Source organism: Litorivita sp. NS0012-18 (genome assembly GCF_040371945.1).
GTDB lineage: Bacteria > Pseudomonadota > Alphaproteobacteria > Rhodobacterales > Rhodobacteraceae > Litorivita.
Window position 1 is genome coordinate 1,775,710 of sequence record NZ_BAABWS010000001.1, and the last position, 18,208, is coordinate 1,793,917.

Below are 18,208 nucleotides of genomic sequence, written 5' to 3' on the forward strand. Positions count from 1 at the left end.
GTTAATGCGCGACCGATAGTCCGATCGTCAGGGTTTCGGCGGCTTGCTTCATCGCCCCCTCCGATCCATCCAATTGCTTGGCGGCGCGAAAGGCGATGGAATCGGCCACCGGCGCGCCCGAGAGCGTTTCGATCTTGCCCGCGATCTCTTCAAGGCGCGGTTTGACCGCTGCGACATCGGCGCTGCCATCGGCGAGGCTGTCGCGCAGGGCTTGAAGCTCGTCCGCGTATTCGTCGAGCATGTCCTGATCAGGGCGGGTTTCGATATAGGTGCGGATCGCCCAACCGGCTTTTTGCCCCAAAACCTCTTCAAAGGCCGGCATTTTGGTGGTGCCATTTTGAGTATAGCCGACACGGAAGCGTTCGGCATACCATTCATCGCCGTATTCTTCGGCCTCAAGGTAGCGCAAATCGGGGGCCAAACCGCCCGAAATCACCTCAAGCCCGTGGCAACGCGCGCAGTTCTGGTTATAGCCCGACGCGCCGATTTCGATTGCCGTGGTCCAAACCTCGTCGCCTTGGTCGCGGTAGGGGTTTTCGGTCAACCACTCTTCGCCCACATCGGGCAGCGCATCAGTGTTCATCGGTTGCGGCGCGACATCGCCATGACCATAAACCATACCGGCTCCCGCCAGCGTGCAAAAAGCGGCCAAAGCAGCGCGCGCGGGCAGTTTGCGCAAAGATGTCATGTGGTTTCCTCCCATATACCTGTTCGACATGTGTCATAAGGTGTGTCGTGAGCCTATCGCTATTGGACTTTGGTTTAAATATACGAAAGGCGAGACGATGGTCGTAGTGGTCCCGCCTGCGGTGCCGCTCTAGCCTCGTCTGTCAGGGAGGAGTGTCATGAGGCTGCGTTTGCGCATCTGGTTGGTTTTGCTTGGAGGTTTGGGGCTGTTTGGAGCGCCGACCCAAACCTTGGCCCAAACGAGCGCGAAGGAGGGGCCGCACCTTGCGGTCACCTATCTTTCCGCGCGTCCCGCGCCGCCGCCGACCCTGTCGAACCTTGATCCCGTGCCCGAGGATTTGGGCCGTGCGGGGGCAGAATTGGCGCGCGCCGACAATGCCACCACGGGGCGGTTTTTGAATCATCACTATGCGCTGGAAACAGTCACTGTTTCGCCTGAAAATGGCGTCGAGGCGGCGCGCGCTGCCTTATCGGCATCGCCCTATCTGATCATCGATGCCGCGCCGGACCTGTTGCTCCAGATTGCGGATTTGCCCGAGGCCAAGGGCGCGATATTGTTCAACGTGGGCGCGCCCGATCCCGCGCTGCGCAGCGCGAAATGCCGCTCGAACCTGCTGCATACCGCCGCCTCCTATGCGATGCGCGCCGATGCGCTTTCGCAATTTTTGGTCTCTAAGCGTTGGGGCAAAACCGCGCTCATCGCTGGCCCCGCCCCGCAAGACCAAGCCTTCGCCGCTGCCATCGAGGCCAGCTTGGCCAAATTCGGCCTTCGGGCGGGCAAGCGCGCGGATTGGAGCGCCGATGCCGATATGCGCCGCACTGCCTCGCAAGAGGTGCCGCTTTTCACCCAAGCTTTGGGCGATCATGACGTGTTGATTGTCGCGGATGAGGCCAATGATTTTGCCCGCTATGTGGTCTATAATACATGGCTGGCGCGGCCTGTTGCCGGATCGGTCGGCCTGCGCCCCGCTGCATGGGGCCGCGTGGTCGAACAATGGGGCGCGGCGCAACTGCAATCTCGGTTCCGCGATCTGGCGGGGCGCGATATGCAGCCGCGCGATTACGCCGCTTGGGCCGCAATGCGCAGCCTTGGCGAGGCGATGACGCGCGTGAATTCCGCCCAAATAGAGACGCTTCGCGCCTATATCCTGTCCGATACATTCGAGTTGGCAGGCTTTAAGGGGCGGCCCCTGTCCTATCGCGCATGGAACGGGCAATTGCGCCAACCGATCCCGCTTTTGCATGATGACGCGGTCGTCGCCAATGCGCCGCTCGACGGGTTCTTGCATCAAAATAACGAGCTGGACAGCCTCGGGCTGGACCGCCCCGAAAGCGCCTGCACTGCTTTTGAAGGAGAGTGATATGTATCTACGTTTCGCTATGATCGCCTGTCTTTTCGCCGCGCCCCTGAGCGCCGAAGAAATCTGGGTAACCAACGAAAAGGACGACACGGTCAGCGTGATTGATGTCGCCAGTTTGGAGGTCATCCGCACGATTGCGACCGGCGAGCGCCCGCGCGGCATCACCTTCAGCCATGATTACAGCCGCGTTTATATCTGTGCCTCCGACAGCGACACGGTGCAGGTGATGGACCCGAACACCGGCGAGATATTGCACGATCTGCCGTCGGGCGAAGACCCCGAGCAATTCGTCCTGCACCCTGACGACCGCCACCTCTATATCGCCAATGAAGATGACGCCATCACCACGGTGGTGGATGTGGTTGATCGCCGCGTTGTGGCGCAAATCGACGTCGGGATCGAACCCGAAGGCATGGCCGTCTCGCCCGATGGCAAAATCGCGATCACCACCTCCGAAACCACCAATATGGCCCATTGGATCGACACGGAAACTCAAAGCCTCTTTGCCAACACTTTGGTCGATTCCCGCCCGCGCCATGCCGAGTTCACCAAAGAGGGCACCGAGCTTTGGGTCAGCGCCGAAATCGGCGGCACGGTGAGCGTGTTTTCAGTCTCTGATCAGGCGGAACTTGCCAAAATGAGCTTTGCCATCACCGGCATTCACGAGGACCGTATTCAGCCCGTCGGCTTTGAATTTACCGAAGACGAAAAGACCGCTTTCGTCGCCCTTGGCCCCGCCAACCATCTGGCCGTTGTGAATGCCCAAACCTATGAGGTGGAAGATTATATTCTCGTTGGGCGGCGGGTTTGGCATATGGCGTTCAACAGCGACAAGAGCCTGCTGTTCACCACCAATGGCGTGTCCGGCGATGTGACGGTCGTGGATGTGGCCAAACGCAAGGCGATCAAAACCATCAAAGTCGGCCGCTTCCCTTGGGGCGCGGCGCTGCGTCCGTGAAGATTGGAGAAAGAAGATGATGAAGACCGCAAAAATAGCCGCATTGAGCGCGATCCTATTGGCCACCTCCGCGCCGACATGGGCGGATGAAGACGCGCCGAAATTCGGATTGGCGGGGCTTTTGTCCAGCAAGAACAAACACGACCTGCCCGAGGTGATCTTGTCGGCGGGCATGCCGTTGAGCGATGCGCCGTGGCGGCTCAAATCCGGCGCCTATTACGAGGTCGAAATCACTTCGGACGGCAGTCAGGAGCTGGCGCTCAAGGGGGCCGATTTCTTTCGTGCGATCTGGATCGACGAGATCGTGATCGAAGGGTTGGAAATCCGTCCTTTGGGCCTTGATAGTGTCGAATTTGACGAGGCGGGCACGATGGAAATCGGCTTTATTGCGCTCAAGCCCGGATCGTATAACCTGCATGTGCCTGGCACCACGGGCGAGACGCAGCGTTTGGAGATCACGATTGAATAACCCCGCCGACAGACGCAGCGCAGCGGTCCGCCCGTGAGCGGGATTCGCGCGCAAAACCTGAGCTTTTTCTACGGTCCGAAACAGGCGCTTGATGACGTGTCTTTCGAGGTGGCCGAGGGTCGGTTTTGCGCCCTGCTCGGGCCGAATGGTGCGGGTAAATCGACGCTGTTCTCCCTTCTCACACGGCTTTTTACGCCGCCGCAGGGGCGCATCGAAATCGCGGGCGCCGATATGGCCGCCCATCCGCGCGCGGCATTGGCGCAAATGGGCGTGGTGTTTCAACAAACCACTTTGGATCTCGACCTGTCGGTGCGGCGCAACCTGTCGTATTTTGCCGCGCTGCAAGGGCTTGGCGGCAAGGACGCGGCGCGCCGGATTGACGGCGCTCTTGATCAATTGAGCATGCGCGAACGCGCCCATGAAAAGGCGCGCAGCCTCAACGGCGGGCATCGCCGCCGCGCCGAAATCGCCCGCGCCTTGATCCACCGGCCCAAGGTATTGCTTTTGGACGAGCCGACCGTGGGTCTTGATGTGGCTGCGCGTCACGGAATTGTCTCTCATGTGCACGCTTTGGCCGAGGCGGGGCTTTGCGTGCTTTGGGCGACGCATCTGACCGATGAAATCCAAGACGCGGATCAGCTAATCATGCTGCATCAGGGTCGCATTTTGCAAAACGGCCGCGCGGCAGAGATCGCCGCTGGCCGCCCTTTGACCGAGGTGTTTTTGCAGCACACGGGCCAAACCGCCGATGCGGGGGTGGCGCTGTGAGCGGGGCGTTTTTGGTCCTGCGCGCCATCGTTGCGCGCGAGGCGTTGCGCTTTGTCCGCCAGCGCGAGCGTTTTCTCGCCGCCTTGGTGCGCCCGATGGTGTGGCTTTTGGTCTTTGCAGCGGGGTTTCGCGCCGCGCTGGGCATGTCGATCATCCCGCCCTACCAAACCTATATCACCTATGAGACCTATATCATTCCGGGACTGTGCGGGATGATCCTTTTGTTCAACGGGATGCAAAGCTCGCTCAGCCTTGTATATGACCGCGAGATGGGGTCGATGCGGTTGCTTTTGACCTCGCCGATGCCGCGCTGGTGGCTCTTGGTGTGCAAGTTGATCGGCTCGACGGCAATCTCGATCCTGCAGGTCTATAGCTTCCTCGCGGTCGCGGCCCTGTTCGGGATCACCATGCCGCCGCTTGGCTATGTGACGGTGCTGCCCGCGCTGCTGCTGGGCGGGTTGATGCTTGGCGGTTTGGGGCTGGCCTTGTCGAGTTTTATCCAGCAACTCGAAAATTTCGCGGGAGTGATGAACTTTGTCATCTTCCCGATGTTCTTTTTGTCCTCCGCTCTTTATCCGCTGTGGAAAATGGCCGAAAGCTCGCAGCTTTTGCACGATATTTGCGCCCTCAACCCCTTTACCCATGCGGTGGAAATGATCCGCTTCGCGCTTTATGCCGAGGTGAATATTCTGGCGATTTTTGTGACCATCGCGGCGGGTTTGGCGTTTTTGGCGCTGGCGCTGTGGGGCTATGATCCGGCGCGTGGCATGATACGGCGCAAGGGTTGACCTAACTTGCGACCATAGGGGTGATGACGCCTCCGCCTTGTTTTGTTAGGCTTTGCCTTAGGAGGACCCATCCCATGTTGATACGATTGACCCTTTTGACCGCCTTGATGGCCGCGCCCGCCTTGGCCCAAAGCGATGACGATTTGGGCGGCGGAAGTTTGAACCCCGAAGAAATGACCCTCAACCGCGTGATGAAAAATGTGCGCGGCGGGCAAACCGACATGGTCACCTGCGCCACCGGATATTTGATGGTAAAGAAGGGCGATCACGATGACGCGCGCGAATTGTTCAACCAATGCGCCGAGGCTGGATATACCGGCGCGATGACATGGCTCAGCCAAATGGACGACAACGGGCTTGGCGCCGATGAAAACCCCGATGCCGCCGCCGAATGGAGCCGCCGCGCCGCCGAGGCGGGTGATCCGGTGGGCAAATTCAATTACGGCCTGTCGCTGATGCGCGGGCGCGGCGTGGCGCAGGACGTGGATGCAGGCCGCGCCATGGTCGATGCGGCGGCGGCGCAGGGATTGGCAATCGCGCAGCGGATGCAGCGCGCCGATTACGACCTCGACGAGGTCACGCCGGATGCGGACAACTGGAAATATGGTCCGATGTTCTAGGGCAGTCTCGCAATCCTGATTGCAATACCCCCGCCGGTTTGCCCGTGCGGGGGTTTTTTGTGCCAAGCCCTTGCGCCCCTACGACCAAAGGAGGGGGCAGCGGTTGATATCGATCAAATTGGCGCGGCGGCGCGAGGCGTAGCATAGGGCCAACCCAATCAGGAGATCACGCCATGACCCGTTTGTTTCACGCAGCCACCTTCGCCGCCCTTCTTGCCCCTGCATTCGGCGCGCCGCTTCTGGCCGAAAGCACCCAGCTCTACGACGAGGTGAAAGTGACCGCAGGCAAGACGCTTTTTGACGGCGAATGCCATCGGTGCCATGCGGATAATTCCTCCGATGCCTCCTATGGCCCACCGCTGGAAAACATCATCGGGCGCGGGGCGGGCACGGTTGAGGATTATGATTACTCCACCGCCTTGGCGGCTTCGGGCATTGTTTGGACCGAAGCGGCGCTGCGCGCATGGATGGAGGATAACACCGGCTTTATGCCCGGCACGAAAATGCGCCACGTCGGAATCGAGGATCGCACGGTGCAGGACTTTATTCTTGCCTACCTGCGTTCGATCACAACCCGCGACGGGTCGGCTCTGACCGAAAAATTGAACGGGGAATAGAGCCTAATCCGTTGAGCAAAAACAGGTTTCGGCGCGGGCCTGTCCGCGCCGCAGCTGCGATTCGTCAGGCGGGCTAACCCAAGGGAAACCGCCTGACGGAATTTGGGATACGACCATTGGCTTATACCTTGCGCCGCGGCCTTCCCTTAGCCTCCTCTCACCGGACGCGCGTGATGCGCGCAATGGAGCCTGCCGGAAAGGTAGGTAGAACCTAGGGAGGACGACCGAATGAATCGCTTTATCGCATCCGTCGCGATCGGCATTATGGCGGCAGGGACCGCGATTGCCGGTGTGACCGAAGAGGATCTGGCCAACGACCAGATGAACACCAGCCAGATTGTCACAAACGGCATGGGCCGCGATCTGCAGCGCTATAGCCCGCTGGAGACGCTGAACAAGGAAAACGTCAAGAACCTGATGCCGGCATGGGCGTTCTCGCTTGGCGGTGAAAAGCAGCGCGGTCAAGAGACCCAGCCGCTGATCTATGACGGTGTGATGTATATCACCGGTTCCTATTCGCGCATGTATGCCATCGACGTGCGTACCGGCAAAGAGCTTTGGCAATATGACGCGCGTCTGCCCGAAGGCATCCTGCCCTGCTGTGACGTGATCAACCGCGGCGGCGCGATCTTTGGCGACAACATCATCTTTGGCACGCTCGATGCGCGTCTGGTGGCGTTGAACCTCAAGACCGGCGATGTCGTTTGGAACAAGAAAATCGCGGATTACAAAGCGGGCTATTCCTACACGGCGGCCCCGCTGATCGTGAACGGCCTTGTCATCACCGGCAACTCCGGCGGTGAATTCGGCATCGTTGGCGAAGTGCAGGCCCGCAACGCCGAAACCGGCGAAATGGTTTGGACCCGCCCCGTGATCGAAGGCCATATGGGCACGCTCAACGGCAAAGAATCCACCATGACCGGCACGCTCAATGCCACATGGCCGGGTGATATGTGGAAAACCGGCGGCGGCGCGACATGGCTCGGCGGCTCGTATGACGCAGAAACCGACACCATCGTTTTCGGCACCGGTAACCCCGCACCGTGGAACAGCCACCTGCGCGACGCAGGCACACCGACCGAGGGCAACAAGGGCGACAACCTTTATGCCGCATCGCGTATCGGCATCGACCCCGCCACCGGCGAGATCAAATGGCACTTCCAAACCACGCCGCGCGAAGGTTGGGATTATGACGGCGTGAACGAAGTCGTCGCCTTTACCGACAAAAACGGCGACAAGCGTTTTGCCACGGCTGACCGGAACGGCTTCTTCTACGTTCTGGACCGCGAAACCGGCAGCTTCATCTCCGGCACGCCTTTCGTCAAAGACATCACATGGGCGTCGGGCATTGATGAAAACGGCCGTCCGATCTTTGTCGAGGACAACCGTCCGGGCAACCCCGCTGCGGCAGCCGACGGCAAGAAGGGCGATGTGGTCTTCTCCGCACCGGGCTTCCTTGGCGGCAAAAACTGGATGCCGATGGCGTTCAGCCAGAAAACCGGCCTGTTCTACGTGCCCTCCAACGAATGGGGCATGGACATCTGGAACGAGCCTGTGACCTACAAAAAAGGCGCGGCCTACCTCGGTTCGGGCTTCACCATCAAACCGATGTATGAAGACCATATCGGCAGCCTCAAGGCGATCGATCCGGCGACCGGCGAATGGAAGTGGGAATTCAAAAACGAAGCACCTCTTTGGGGCGGCGTGATGACCACCGCAGGCGGCCTTGTCTTTACCGGCACTCCCGAGGGTGACTTCATCGCCTTTGACGACGAAACCGGCGAACAGCTTTGGTCGTTCAACACCGGCTCCGGCATCGTGGGTCAGCCCGTCACATGGGAAATGGATGGCGAGCAATATGTTTCGGTCATCTCCGGCTGGGGCGGCGCGGTTCCGCTCTGGGGTGGCGAAGTGGCCAAAAAGGTCAGCTTCCTGAACCAAGGCGGCACCCTTTGGACCTTCAAACTGCCCAAGCAGTTGGCCGAAGTGAAATAAGTCCTTCTCCCAAGGCAATCAGCGCGCGTCCCGGATCGCTTCGGGGCGCGCGTTTTTTTATACGCCATCGCTGCGCGCACGGCAGGCCGGATGCGCGTAAACCATATGATCTTCGACCTTTTGGCTAGTGCCGCGCGGCGTGCTATTTGTTACCCTGAAACTTCCACCGTTCAGGAGTAGAGCCGCAATGACCCCCGCCCGTCCGACCGACAGAGGCCCCGCAGATCGGGGCGCTGCAGACAAGGCGCTGAACACGGCGATGGTGATCGACGATCACCCGCTGTTTTGCGATGCGCTCTCGATGACCTTGCGCGCGGTGCTTGAGGTGCAAACCGTCAAGACCGCCGAATGCCTCAAGGGCGCGTTGGAGCGGCTTGCCGAAGGTCTGTCGCCCGACATCATCTTCCTTGACCTGAACCTGCCGGACGTCAACGGGTTGGACGGATTGTTGCGCCTGATCAATGCGGCGCCCTCGGTGCCGGTGATCGTGGTCTCGTCGATGTCCGAGCCGCGCATCATCGCCTCGGCCATCCGCGCCGGTGCGCGCGGGTTCATCCCCAAACACAGCCAGCGCAGCGTTTTTCGCGAAGCCTTTGATGCGATCAGCGCAGGCGAGGTTTTCGTGCCCGAAGGGCTCTATATGCCCGACGAATCCGCCGCGCCCGAAAACGAGCAAGAGGCGGCCATGGCGCGCCTGTCCAGCCTGACCAACCAACAGGCGCGGATTTTGAACCTGATCTGTGAGGGCAAGCTCAACAAACAAATCGCCTATGATCTTTCGATTGCGGAGACCACGGTAAAGGCGCATGTTACGGCGATTATGCGCAAGCTGCGGGTGCAAAGCCGCACGCAGGCTGTTTTGATCGCGCAAGAGGCGCGGTTTTCCAGCATCGCCCAAGGTGAGGGCGGCGGCTACTAACGCATAGTCAAACAGATCGCGCCTATGATCGGGGAGGAGAATGGGCCAAACACTTCCACCTGCTTTTGCAGCCGGCTCCGCGCTGCTGACGGCTCATGTTGCTTGCGATGCGGATGATCCGGTCGCCGATCTGCGCGCCGCGCTCGGCGCCGAAGAGCTGTCTTTGATCTATCTTTTCGTCTCTAACACGGCCGATTTCGACCACGTCGTGCGCCGCGCCGACGAATGTTTCGGCGATACGCCGGTGGTGTGCTGCACCACGGCGGGCGAGATTTCCGCCGAAGGCTATACCGAGGGCGAAATCGTCGCCGTGGCCCTGCCGTCGCGCCTGTTTCTCGCCGATACGATGTTGATCGAACCGCTGGACGAGATCGACCCGCAAACCCTGATCGGTGATGTGATCCGCGCCCGCGCGAAACTGACCCATGATGCGCGCGATATGGCCCATGAGTTCGCCTTTCTCACGGTCGACGGATTGTCGCGCAAAGAAGACGAATTGATGAGCGCCCTCGCGCCCGGTCTTGGCCCGATGCAGCTTTTCGGCGGCTCTGCAGGGGACGGCGAGGATTTTGCCGATACCTATGTCTCCTACGGCGGCAAAACCTATCAAAACGCGGCGGTCCTGTCCTTGGTGCGCACCCGTTGCCCCGTAAAGGTCTTCAGCCTCGCACATCTGACGCCGACCGATACCCGCATGGTGGTGACCCGCGCCGATCCGTCCCGCCGCGTTGTGCATGAAATCAACGCCGAACCCGCCGCGCGCGAATATGCGCGCATCTTGGGGATGGTGCCCGAGCAGCTTGATACCTTCACCTACGCGGCCCATCCGGTGGTGGTGCGCATCGGCGGCGCCCATCACGTCCGCGCCATCCAGCGCATCGAGGACAGCGATGATCTGGTGTTTTTCTCGGCCATTGATGAGGGATTGGTGCTGACTTTGGCCGAACCCGAAGACCTTGCCGACCATCTGCAGCGCGAGTTGAAAAAGCTCGCCGATGCGGGGCCGCTCGATACGATCTTTGCCTGTGATTGCCTGCTGCGGCGGATCGAGGCCGAACAGGACCAGCAGACCAGCAAGATTTCCAAAATTCTCAAGGAAAACCGCGTTGTCGGCTTTGCCACCTACGGCGAACAGATTGACGCCAAACATGTGAACCACACAATGACAGGTGTTGCGATCTACCTGCCCGAATCGTGAAGGCCGCTTAATGGTGCACTCTTTGCTCAATCCCGACGACTCGCTGGAGCGGCAGCATGAAAAGCTGCTGCAGATCACCGACGCATTGATGCGGCGGGTCGAGCAGGTGACCGATCAATCCGGCGCCGCCTATGCGCAATTCGAACGCGCCGCGCTGCTCGAAGATCAGGTCCGCCAACGCACCCAAGACCTCGAGCGAGTGCTCGATTTGCTCAACGAATCCAATGCCCGTCTGGCCGAAGCCAACCGCGCGACAGAGGCCGCGCGCTCGGATCTGACCGCCGCGATTGAAGCGGTGGAAGAAGGATTCGCGCTCTTTAGCCCCGATGACCTTTTGGTGCTTTATAACCTACGGTTTTCGATGCATCTGGGCGATCTCAAAGAGCAACTTTTCCCCGGCATGAGCTTTGCCGAATATGTCGATGCCGTCAGCCGCAGCGCCAGCATCGATTTGCGCAATGAGGAAGAGCGCGCCGAATGGCGCAAGATGCGGATCGAGCGGCACGAAGACCAGCACGCGATTTTTAACGTCAAACTGGTCGGCAATCGCTGGGTGCAGGTTTCGGCGCACCGCACGCCCGATGGCGGCACGGTGATTTTGCAAACCGACGTCACCGATATCATGCGGCTGGAGCGCGAGGCGCGCGACAAGTTGATGGACCAACAGGCGATCATGATCCGCGCCACGTTGGACCATTTGAACCAAGGCGTCGGGATTTTCGACAAGGACACGCATCTGGTGGGGTGGAACCGCCGGATCGGGCAATTGCTCGCGCTTCCGGCCTCGCAATTCCGCTTTGGCGCGCATTTCGATACGCTGTTCGACCGGATGCAGGACCGGTTGGAATTTCCCGCCTCTATGCCGCGCGAGGCGGTGCTGGAATGGATCAACGCGCCGAAAAAACGCCGCCCGCTGTCCTTTGAGCTGCGCCATAAAAGCGGCGCGATTTTGGATTTCTTCGCCCAAGAGATGCCCGATCGCGGTTTTGTGGTCTCGCTCACCGATATCACTGCAGAGCGTGAAGCCGCCAAAAGATTGTTTGAAGCCAATGCCTTGCTCGAAGAGCGCGTGGCCGAGCGGACTCTGGAGCTGGAACATGCTTTGGGCGCGGCGGAGCGCGCCAATGCCTCCAAATCGCGCTTTGTCGCGGCGGCCAGCCACGATTTGTTGCAGCCTCTGTCGGCGGCCAAGCTCTATGTCGCCTCCTTGGCCGAAACCGACCGCGATCCGGCCGAAAAGGACATCGTGCGCAAAGCCTTTGGCGCGCTGGAAAGCGTCGAGAACATCATCGAGGCGCTGCTCGATATCTCCAAGCTGGACGCGGGCACGGCGGGGCTTGAGCAAACCGCCGTTCCCTTGGGCCGCGTTCTGGCCCGTCTGCGCGACGAATTTGCCCCACATGCCGAGATGAAGGGCCTTGATTTCCGCGTCGTCGGCACATCGGCGATGGTCTATTCCAACCCGTTGTTTATCAGCCGGATTTTGCAAAACCTCATCGCCAATGCGATCCGTTATACCGATAAGGGCCGCGTGGTTGTAGGGGTGCGGCGCAACGGCGGGTCGGTGCGGCTTGAGGTGTGGGACACCGGACCGGGGATTGCCGACGAGCATCAAAGCGCGATTTTCCAAGAGTTCCACCGCCTCGACACCTCCGCCAGCGCGCCCGAAGGTCTGGGCCTCGGGCTTGCGATTGTCGAACGCGCCTGCGCGCGGCTGGGCCATCAACTCAGCCTTTGGTCCGTTCCGGGGCAGGGCACGGGGTTTTTCGTCAATATGCAGGTGGCCGAGGGCGGCAAGGCGCTGCCCGTGACGACCCCCGCGCCGCGCCCCGAACGCAAGCTGACGGAAAGCGGATTGATCGTGCTTTTGGTCGAGAATGATATCGAAGTGCGCCGCGCGATCAGCCTGCTATTGGGCAAATGGAACGCCTCGGTTCTGGATGTGCGCTCGGGCGATGAGGCGATGGCGCTGCTCGACGAAATCCAGATCAAACCCGATGCGATGCTCATCGACTATCAACTCGACAACGGCGAAAGCGGTTTGGACGTTTTGGCGCGGTTGCGCCGCGCCTATGGCGACGTGCCCGCGCGGATTATCTCGGCCAACCGCTCGGTCGAATTGCGCCAGACATGCGCAAAGATCGGCGCCGAATTGATGGCCAAACCGCTTGATGCAAGGCATCTGGAAACCTTCCTTGCCACGACGGTTCCGGTTGATTTGGGCTGAAACAGGCTCTGATCGGGCGGGGGATCAGGCCTTGGCAGGCAGCTTGCGATAGATGAAGTCTTGCTGCGCCTGCGCGCCCAATTCCGCCTCCAAAAGCGCATCGACCAACCCGCGATGGGGCGATTTGCGGCACACCGGATCGGTGGCGCTGGCATCGGCGGCGATGGCCATGGCTTGGCAGCGGCAGCCGCCGAAATCCACGTCGCGCCGCTCGCAGCTTTGGCACAGGTCGGGCATCCAATCGGTGCCGCGATAGGCCGCAAAGGCCGGCCCGTCATACCAGATCTCGGCCAATGGCACGTCTTGGGCGTGTTGGAAGGTCAGATGCGGGATCGTCTCGGCGGCGTGGCAGGGAAGAACCTTGCCGTCCGGCGCGATGTTGAGGCCCGTCGAGCCCCATCCGCCCATGCAGGCTTTGGGAAAATCGGCGTAGTAATCGGGCGGCACGAAATCGATGACCAATGCGCCGCGATGGGTCTCGCGCGCGCTGGCGACCAAGGCTTTGGCGGCATCGACCTGTTCGCGCGTCGGCTGCAACATCGCGCGATTCTCCAAGGCCCAACCTTGGAATTGCACGCAAGCCACCTCCATCCGCCGCGCGCCAAGCTTGAGCGCAAGCTCGATCGTGGCGGGCAGATCATCGAGGTTATGGCGGTGCATCACCGCATTGAGCGTCAGCGGAAAGCCAAGCCGCGCGATATGTTCGGCGACATGCATCTTGCGCTCGAACCCGCCCTTATAGCCGCCGACCCAATCGGCCAGTTGTGGCGCAACGCCTTGGACCGAAAGCTGGATATGATCGAGCCCCGCGTCATTGAGCGCCTCGAGCCGTTTAGGCGTCAACCCGATGCCCGAGGTGATCAGATTGGTATAAAGCCCCGCCTCGCGCGCCGCGATCACCAGATCGACCAGATCGCGCCGCGAGGCGGGCTCGCCCCCCGACAGGTGCAATTGCAGCACCCCCAAATCGGCGGCTTGGCGAAAGATATCTGCCCATTGATCAGTCTCTAACTCGGCAGAAATCGCCGTGAGTTCCTGCGGATTCGAGCAGTAAGGGCAGGACAGCGGACAGCGGTGCGTCAGCTCGGCGAGCATCGCAATCGGCGGGTTCGGGCGTGGTTTTGCGGGGGCGTTCATGGCTGTTTCATCTCGACAAGGCGCTTTTCGGCTAGGCCGGATAGAAATTCGTGAACGTCGCTTTGCACGGCCTCAACCGGCGCGCCGTAACGTTCGGCCAGACCGGCGGCGATCTGGGCCTCGCTGCGCGACCCGTCAAGTTCGCCGAGGATCGCGTCGCCAATGGGGTCGAGCATCAAGGCGCGCTCTGGCCCGAGCAAAACCGCCCGTCCGCGCACGCGGTCGAAATGCCGCCGCACCCCGCGCGGCAGATATGGGATCGCGCCGCTCACAACAGCCCTTCATGCGGTTGCCAGCCGCCAGGCGGAATGCGGGCGGGGGCGACATAGGCCGAATGCAGCGCGTCAAGCTGCGCCCAAAGCACCTCGGTCTTGAAGGTCAGCGCCGCCGCCGCCGCGTCTTGGTCGGCGCGGGTCAGGGCGCGGTCCATCACCCATTTGAGGCCAAAGGCCACATCCTTGGGTGCCTCGGTCAACCGGTGTTGGAAATAGGCGATCGTATCGGGATTGGCGAAATCGTAATGCTCCAGCAATCCGGCGATCCGCGTTTTATGGATGGTCGGCGCGAAGAGTTCGGTCAGCGAGGAGGCCATGGCGGGCAAGAGCGGCTCGTCGCGCACAAAACGCACGTAAGCATCCACGGCAAAACGGGTGGCGGGCAAAATACCGACCTCGGAGGCGACATAATCAGGGTCAAGCCCGACGCCCTCGGCCAGTTTGAGCCAACGGCGAATGCCGCCGCCGCTCTCCACCCCGCCATCGTGATCCTCGATGCGCGAGCGCCACGCGCGGCGCAGGTCGGGATCGGAGACGCGCGACATAAAGGCCGCGTCCTTCATCGGAATGCGGGTTTGGTAGTAGTAACGGTTGATCACCCAAGCGCGCACTTGGTCGATGGTGCAGCCGCCCGAATGCAGCAATTGGTGAAACGGGTGTTTGTCATGATAACGCTCGGCCCCGATCTGGCGCAGGCGGGCCTCGAAATCGGCGGCGCTGTCGGGGGGCAAAAGGGCGGCATTTGTCATAATTCAAGCTCCATGCCATCGGCGGTGATCTGCCACCCATGGGCCAGCGCCTCGGCGCGTTCCGGCCCGTCCGGTTGCAAAATCGGATTGGTGTTGTTGATGTGGATATAGAGTTTGCGCGTCTGCGTCAGCCCGCTCAATCGGGCCAGAGAGCCTGCATCGCCGCGCATGGAAATATGCCCCATCCGCGCGCCGGTTTTCGCGCCGGTGCCGGTTTGCGCCATCTCGTCGTTTTCCCAAACCGTGCCGTCAAACAGCAGCATATCCGCCTCGCCAAGCCGCGCCACCAACCAATCGGGCAGGGTCGCACAGCCGGGGATATAGTAAAGCACCTTGGCCCCGTCGGTGATCCGCAAACCGACGGTATTCTCGCCCATGGCTTCGGTATCGACCTCGGCGCCCTCCATATAGAGCGGCACTTTTCCAGGAACCGCGAAGGGGGTGATTTGCAGGCCCGCCAGCGGGCTGAAGGCCGCGTCAAGCGCGATGGTCTCTTTGCTCACCAGTGCCGGATCAAGCACGGCAAAGACGCTGTCGCGATCCAGAATGCCGAGCGTCTCGGATGTGGCATAGACCGTGAAAGGCGTCTTTTCGCGCAGGGTCAGCAAGCCTGCCACATGGTCGATATCGCCATTGGTCAAGACCACCGCCCGCACGGGGCTACCGCGCAGGGATGTCGGATGCATCGACGGGCTGGAGGCGAATTGGGCACGGATGTCGGGCGAGGCGTTCAAAACCACCCAGTCCACCCCATCAACGGAAACCGCCACCGACGATTGTGTCATCGGTGGCAGTCGGCCCGTTCGGGCGTCTGTGCAGTTGCGGCAGCCACAATTCCATTGCGGAAGGCCACCGCCCGCGCCCGCGCCAAGTATCGTAATGAACACGGGGGCTATCGGTCCTTATGGATTAAAACAGGTCGCGCTCTGCGCCGCGATCGTCTTCCGAAGGGCCGTACATGTTGATTTCCATACCGCAGTTGATTTCGACTGCTGTCGGTTTCGTCCAAGCCATCTTAGTATCCTCCCTAAAGATTTCTATGTGCAGCCTATGCGCTGCGGGTGAATGCGCAAATACGACTAAGGGTGTAATGCGCGGTCTTATGACGGGTGGAAAGGGCAGGAGCGCCGCCCTTTCCGGTGTTGATTCTATCGAGATGATAGCACGCGGCTACATCGCCGCCTTCACTTTTTCCGGCGTGATCGGCAAGGAACGCACCCGCGCGCCAGAGGCGGCAAAGATCGCATTGGCAATCGCAGGCGCGACCGCCGTTGTCCCCGGCTCGCCGCAACCTGTCGGATAGCCGTTCACCTCAAGCAATTCGACGTCAAGCTCGGGCAGGTCCGACATCCGCATCGGGGTATAGGTGTCGAAATTGCGATCCTGAATGGCGCCGTTTTCAAAGGTGCCATCCTCCAGCAAGGCAATCGACATGCCCCAAAGCGCGCCGCCGGTCAGCTGTGCCTTGACGCCGGTGGGGTTCACCGAAGTCCCCACATCCATCGCCAAAGTCAGCTTGTTGACCTTCACCGCGCCGGTGGCCTTATCCACCGTCACATCCGCCGCGCAGGCGGTCCAAGAGGCCGAGGCGCGTTCCTGCGCCGTCACCGCCGACAGGCCGATGCCGCGGCCCTCGCCCAGATCGGAGCCATAGCCGGAGCGGTCCGCCACCGATTTGAGCACCGCCGCAAGACGTTTCGCGCCGCCCGTGGTGATGCCTGCGCCGGCGTTCTTTCCCGCACCGTCCAGCATCGACATCCGCAATTCGAGCGGATCGACGCCCAGATCATGGGCGATCTCGTCGATGAAGCTTTCACCGGCAAAGAACTGCCAACCCGGTCCGACCGACCGCAAATGCCCCGGAGGCATCGCGCCTTGGGCCACGGCGTTCATCGACAAGAGCACCTTTTGGTTCGGCATCGTATACCAATGATCGGCGCCGTTGACGGCAAACCCGTCCAACTTCTTCTCGGGATCGCCCGACAGGTCCGGCGCAAGAAAGGCGGGCGCCTGACGCGCCGAGGCCCATGCCGAGGCCGAGCTGACGTGCCATGTGTCGATCTTGCCGCCTTTGAGGCCCGCTTTCATCGCCACGGTGGCCGCAGGGCGGGTAAAGTCCACCTGCATATCGACCTCGCGCGAATAGACCATCTTGACCGGTTTGCCGACCTCTTTGGCGGTCAGGCAGGCCATGACCACATAGTCGCAATCCAGACGCCGCCCGAAGCCGCCGCCAAGCATATGTTGGTGGAACATGATCTTTTCGGGGGCCACGCCCAGCGCGCCGACCAGACCCATCACCAGGGTTTGGAACTGGTTGCCTGCATAGATGTTATAGGTGCCATCGGCGCTGATATCGACGGTGCAATTCATCGGCTCCAGCGGCGCGTGGATATTGACGCCGGTCTCGTAAACCGCCTCCATCACCTTGTCCGCAGCGGCCAGTCCCGCATCGGCATCGCCGTCATTGAGGAACAGTCGCGTGGCCTCTCCGGTCTCGATCAAACGCGCGTTTTCGGCATGGATCGCGGCCAGATCAACCGCCGCATTCGGCCCCAGATCATAATCGATCTGCAGCGCCTCTGCGGCCTGTTTGGCGTTCCAATAGCTGTCGGCAATCGCCATCACGAGGCCGGTTTGCGTGCCAAGCGGATCATTGACGATGACATAGCGCTCATAGCCTTTGATCATCTTGGCTTTGCTGTCATCCACCGATTTGACCGAGGCACCGTAACGCACCGGCGGCTCGGCGGGCGTGGCATAGACCATACCGTCGAGCTGCACGTCGATGCCGTATTTGGCGGTGCCGTTGGTTTTGGCCGGAATATCGAGCGCGGGAATGGATTGCCCGACGATCTTGCGATCTCCTGCGCCCTTGAGGCTCAAAGCCTTCATCTCGTCTTCGCTAAATGCGCGCGGCTCGATGCCCATGGCGACGAGATCCCCGTAAGAGACGGATTTGCCGCCGCCCGAAATCACCCCGTTCTCGACGGTGTAATCGGCCGCCGTGCCGCCCAATTTTTCCGCTGCGGCCTCGACAAGCGCGATCCGCCCTGCGGCGCCCGCGCGGCTGAGCGCGTCAAAGGTCCAGTTGACCGACCACGATCCGCCGGTGATATGCAGGCCAAAGGCAGGGTTGAACCCCACATAGGCCAATTCGATTTTCGACCAGTCGCATTCCAGCTCCTCGGCCAGAGCCTGAGACAGGGCGGTGCCGACATGCTGGCCCATTTCGGCCTTGGGGATATGCACAACGATGCGCCCGTCCGCGTGGATGTCATAGAACATCGAGGGCGAGATCGAGGCCGCATGGCTGGCCGCATCCGCGCCCGTGGGCATGACGCCATAGCCGAGCGACAAAGCGCCGGTGGCAGCAGAGGCGACAAGGAAGCCGCGGCGGCTAAGCTCGGGCTGTGCGGGTTTGTCTTGATATGTCATGT

The 18,208-nt window shown here is 61.1% G+C and carries 18 protein-coding genes; 11 read left to right on the forward strand and 7 right to left on the reverse strand.

What is annotated here, in order from left to right; all coding sequences use genetic code 11:
- Position 1: 1 nt before the first annotated feature.
- Positions 2 to 688 carry a cytochrome c-550 PedF gene (pedF, locus tag ABWV64_RS08540; protein ID WP_353344046.1) on the reverse strand — a complete coding sequence of 229 codons (687 nt, stop codon included), beginning with the start codon at positions 686 to 688 and terminating at the stop codon, positions 2 to 4.
- 157 nt (positions 689 to 845) lie between these two features.
- Here pedF and ABWV64_RS08545 point away from each other — a divergent pair, with 157 nt between their 5' ends.
- From ABWV64_RS08545 to ABWV64_RS08595, 11 genes are all read left to right on the forward strand, one after another.
- On the forward strand, positions 846 to 2,048 hold the full coding sequence (locus ABWV64_RS08545) for a lanthanide ABC transporter ABC transporter substrate-binding protein PedA1 (RefSeq protein WP_353344048.1): 1,203 nt from the start codon (positions 846 to 848) through the stop codon (positions 2,046 to 2,048).
- A 1-nt stretch (position 2,049) separates the two neighbouring features.
- Complete coding sequence (locus ABWV64_RS08550) at positions 2,050 to 3,006, forward strand: YVTN family beta-propeller repeat protein (protein WP_353344050.1); 957 nt, start codon at positions 2,050 to 2,052, stop codon at positions 3,004 to 3,006.
- Positions 3,007 to 3,025: 19 nt separating this feature from the next.
- Positions 3,026 to 3,475, forward strand: coding sequence for a cupredoxin domain-containing protein (locus ABWV64_RS08555; protein ID WP_353344580.1), 450 nt, complete (start codon positions 3,026 to 3,028; stop codon positions 3,473 to 3,475).
- Positions 3,476 to 3,508: 33 nt separating this feature from the next.
- Positions 3,509 to 4,243, forward strand: a complete 735-nt coding sequence (locus ABWV64_RS08560; RefSeq protein ID WP_353344052.1) for a lanthanide ABC transporter ATP-binding protein PedB/LutE — start codon at positions 3,509 to 3,511, stop codon at positions 4,241 to 4,243.
- Positions 4,240 to 5,031, forward strand: a complete 792-nt coding sequence (locus ABWV64_RS08565) for a lanthanide ABC transporter permease protein PedC (protein WP_353344054.1) — start codon at positions 4,240 to 4,242, stop codon at positions 5,029 to 5,031. Before ABWV64_RS08560 ends, ABWV64_RS08565 begins: the two co-directional genes overlap by 4 nt.
- A gap of 74 nt (positions 5,032 to 5,105) precedes the next feature.
- Positions 5,106 to 5,651, forward strand: a complete 546-nt coding sequence (locus ABWV64_RS08570) for a tetratricopeptide repeat protein (RefSeq protein WP_353344056.1) — start codon at positions 5,106 to 5,108, stop codon at positions 5,649 to 5,651.
- A 173-nt stretch (positions 5,652 to 5,824) separates the two neighbouring features.
- The gene (locus ABWV64_RS08575) at positions 5,825 to 6,268 is read left to right on the forward strand and encodes a c-type cytochrome (protein ID WP_353344058.1); all 444 of its coding nucleotides are present in this window, start codon (positions 5,825 to 5,827) and stop codon (positions 6,266 to 6,268) included.
- A gap of 228 nt (positions 6,269 to 6,496) precedes the next feature.
- Positions 6,497 to 8,263, forward strand: a complete 1,767-nt coding sequence (locus tag ABWV64_RS08580; protein ID WP_353344060.1) for a PQQ-dependent methanol/ethanol family dehydrogenase — start codon at positions 6,497 to 6,499, stop codon at positions 8,261 to 8,263.
- 187 nt (positions 8,264 to 8,450) lie between these two features.
- On the forward strand, positions 8,451 to 9,182 hold the full coding sequence (locus tag ABWV64_RS08585; RefSeq protein ID WP_502902627.1) for a response regulator: 732 nt from the start codon (positions 8,451 to 8,453) through the stop codon (positions 9,180 to 9,182).
- 40 nt (positions 9,183 to 9,222) lie between these two features.
- Positions 9,223 to 10,380: an FIST N-terminal domain-containing protein gene (locus ABWV64_RS08590; RefSeq protein WP_353344062.1), complete on the forward strand. Its 1,158-nt coding sequence runs from the start codon at positions 9,223 to 9,225 to the stop codon at positions 10,378 to 10,380.
- A gap of 10 nt (positions 10,381 to 10,390) precedes the next feature.
- On the forward strand, positions 10,391 to 12,607 hold the full coding sequence (locus tag ABWV64_RS08595) for a hybrid sensor histidine kinase/response regulator (protein WP_353344064.1): 2,217 nt from the start codon (positions 10,391 to 10,393) through the stop codon (positions 12,605 to 12,607).
- A 24-nt stretch (positions 12,608 to 12,631) separates the two neighbouring features.
- Here the strand turns inward: ABWV64_RS08595 and pqqE are convergent, their stop codons facing one another.
- The 6 genes from pqqE to ABWV64_RS08625 form a co-directional block, all read right to left on the reverse strand.
- Complete coding sequence (gene pqqE, locus ABWV64_RS08600; protein ID WP_353344066.1) at positions 12,632 to 13,744, reverse strand: pyrroloquinoline quinone biosynthesis protein PqqE; 1,113 nt, start codon at positions 13,742 to 13,744, stop codon at positions 12,632 to 12,634.
- The gene (pqqD, locus tag ABWV64_RS08605; protein ID WP_353344068.1) at positions 13,741 to 14,016 is read right to left on the reverse strand and encodes a pyrroloquinoline quinone biosynthesis peptide chaperone PqqD; all 276 of its coding nucleotides are present in this window, start codon (positions 14,014 to 14,016) and stop codon (positions 13,741 to 13,743) included. The genes pqqE and pqqD overlap by 4 nt, the downstream gene beginning before the upstream one ends.
- The gene (gene pqqC, locus ABWV64_RS08610; protein WP_353344070.1) at positions 14,013 to 14,768 is read right to left on the reverse strand and encodes a pyrroloquinoline-quinone synthase PqqC; all 756 of its coding nucleotides are present in this window, start codon (positions 14,766 to 14,768) and stop codon (positions 14,013 to 14,015) included. Before pqqC ends, pqqD begins: the two co-directional genes overlap by 4 nt.
- Entirely contained in the window at positions 14,765 to 15,655 is an 891-nt protein-coding gene (gene pqqB / locus ABWV64_RS08615; protein ID WP_353344072.1) for a pyrroloquinoline quinone biosynthesis protein PqqB, read from the reverse strand. The genes pqqC and pqqB overlap by 4 nt, the downstream gene beginning before the upstream one ends.
- Positions 15,656 to 15,677: 22 nt before the next feature.
- Positions 15,678 to 15,782 carry a pyrroloquinoline quinone precursor peptide PqqA gene (pqqA, locus tag ABWV64_RS08620; RefSeq protein ID WP_353344074.1) on the reverse strand — a complete coding sequence of 35 codons (105 nt, stop codon included), beginning with the start codon at positions 15,780 to 15,782 and terminating at the stop codon, positions 15,678 to 15,680.
- A gap of 156 nt (positions 15,783 to 15,938) precedes the next feature.
- Positions 15,939 to 18,206, reverse strand: coding sequence for a xanthine dehydrogenase family protein molybdopterin-binding subunit (locus tag ABWV64_RS08625; RefSeq protein ID WP_353344076.1), 2,268 nt, complete (start codon positions 18,204 to 18,206; stop codon positions 15,939 to 15,941).
- Positions 18,207 to 18,208: the final 2 nt, after the last annotated feature.

Excerpts from the sequence above, each read along its gene's own strand:
- pedF (WP_353344046.1), bottom strand. The coding sequence starts at position 688 with ATGACATCTTTGCGCAAACTGCCCGCGCGCGCTGCTTTGGCCGCTTTT.
- ABWV64_RS08545 (WP_353344048.1), top strand. The coding sequence starts at position 846 with ATGAGGCTGCGTTTGCGCATCTGGTTGGTTTTGCTTGGAGGTTTGGGG.
- ABWV64_RS08550 (WP_353344050.1), top strand. The coding sequence starts at position 2,050 with ATGTATCTACGTTTCGCTATGATCGCCTGTCTTTTCGCCGCGCCCCTG.
- ABWV64_RS08555 (WP_353344580.1), top strand. The coding sequence starts at position 3,026 with ATGAAGACCGCAAAAATAGCCGCATTGAGCGCGATCCTATTGGCCACC.
- ABWV64_RS08570 (WP_353344056.1), top strand. The coding sequence starts at position 5,106 with ATGTTGATACGATTGACCCTTTTGACCGCCTTGATGGCCGCGCCCGCC.
- ABWV64_RS08575 (WP_353344058.1), top strand. The coding sequence starts at position 5,825 with ATGACCCGTTTGTTTCACGCAGCCACCTTCGCCGCCCTTCTTGCCCCT.
- ABWV64_RS08580 (WP_353344060.1), top strand. The coding sequence starts at position 6,497 with ATGAATCGCTTTATCGCATCCGTCGCGATCGGCATTATGGCGGCAGGG.
- ABWV64_RS08585 (WP_502902627.1), top strand. The coding sequence starts at position 8,451 with ATGACCCCCGCCCGTCCGACCGACAGAGGCCCCGCAGATCGGGGCGCT.
- ABWV64_RS08590 (WP_353344062.1), top strand. The coding sequence starts at position 9,223 with ATGGGCCAAACACTTCCACCTGCTTTTGCAGCCGGCTCCGCGCTGCTG.
- ABWV64_RS08595 (WP_353344064.1), top strand. The coding sequence starts at position 10,391 with ATGGTGCACTCTTTGCTCAATCCCGACGACTCGCTGGAGCGGCAGCAT.
- pqqE (WP_353344066.1), bottom strand. The coding sequence starts at position 13,744 with ATGAACGCCCCCGCAAAACCACGCCCGAACCCGCCGATTGCGATGCTC.
- pqqC (WP_353344070.1), bottom strand. The coding sequence starts at position 14,768 with ATGACAAATGCCGCCCTTTTGCCCCCCGACAGCGCCGCCGATTTCGAG.
- pqqA (WP_353344074.1), bottom strand. The coding sequence starts at position 15,782 with ATGGCTTGGACGAAACCGACAGCAGTCGAAATCAACTGCGGTATGGAA.
- ABWV64_RS08625 (WP_353344076.1), bottom strand. The coding sequence starts at position 18,206 with ATGACATATCAAGACAAACCCGCACAGCCCGAGCTTAGCCGCCGCGGC.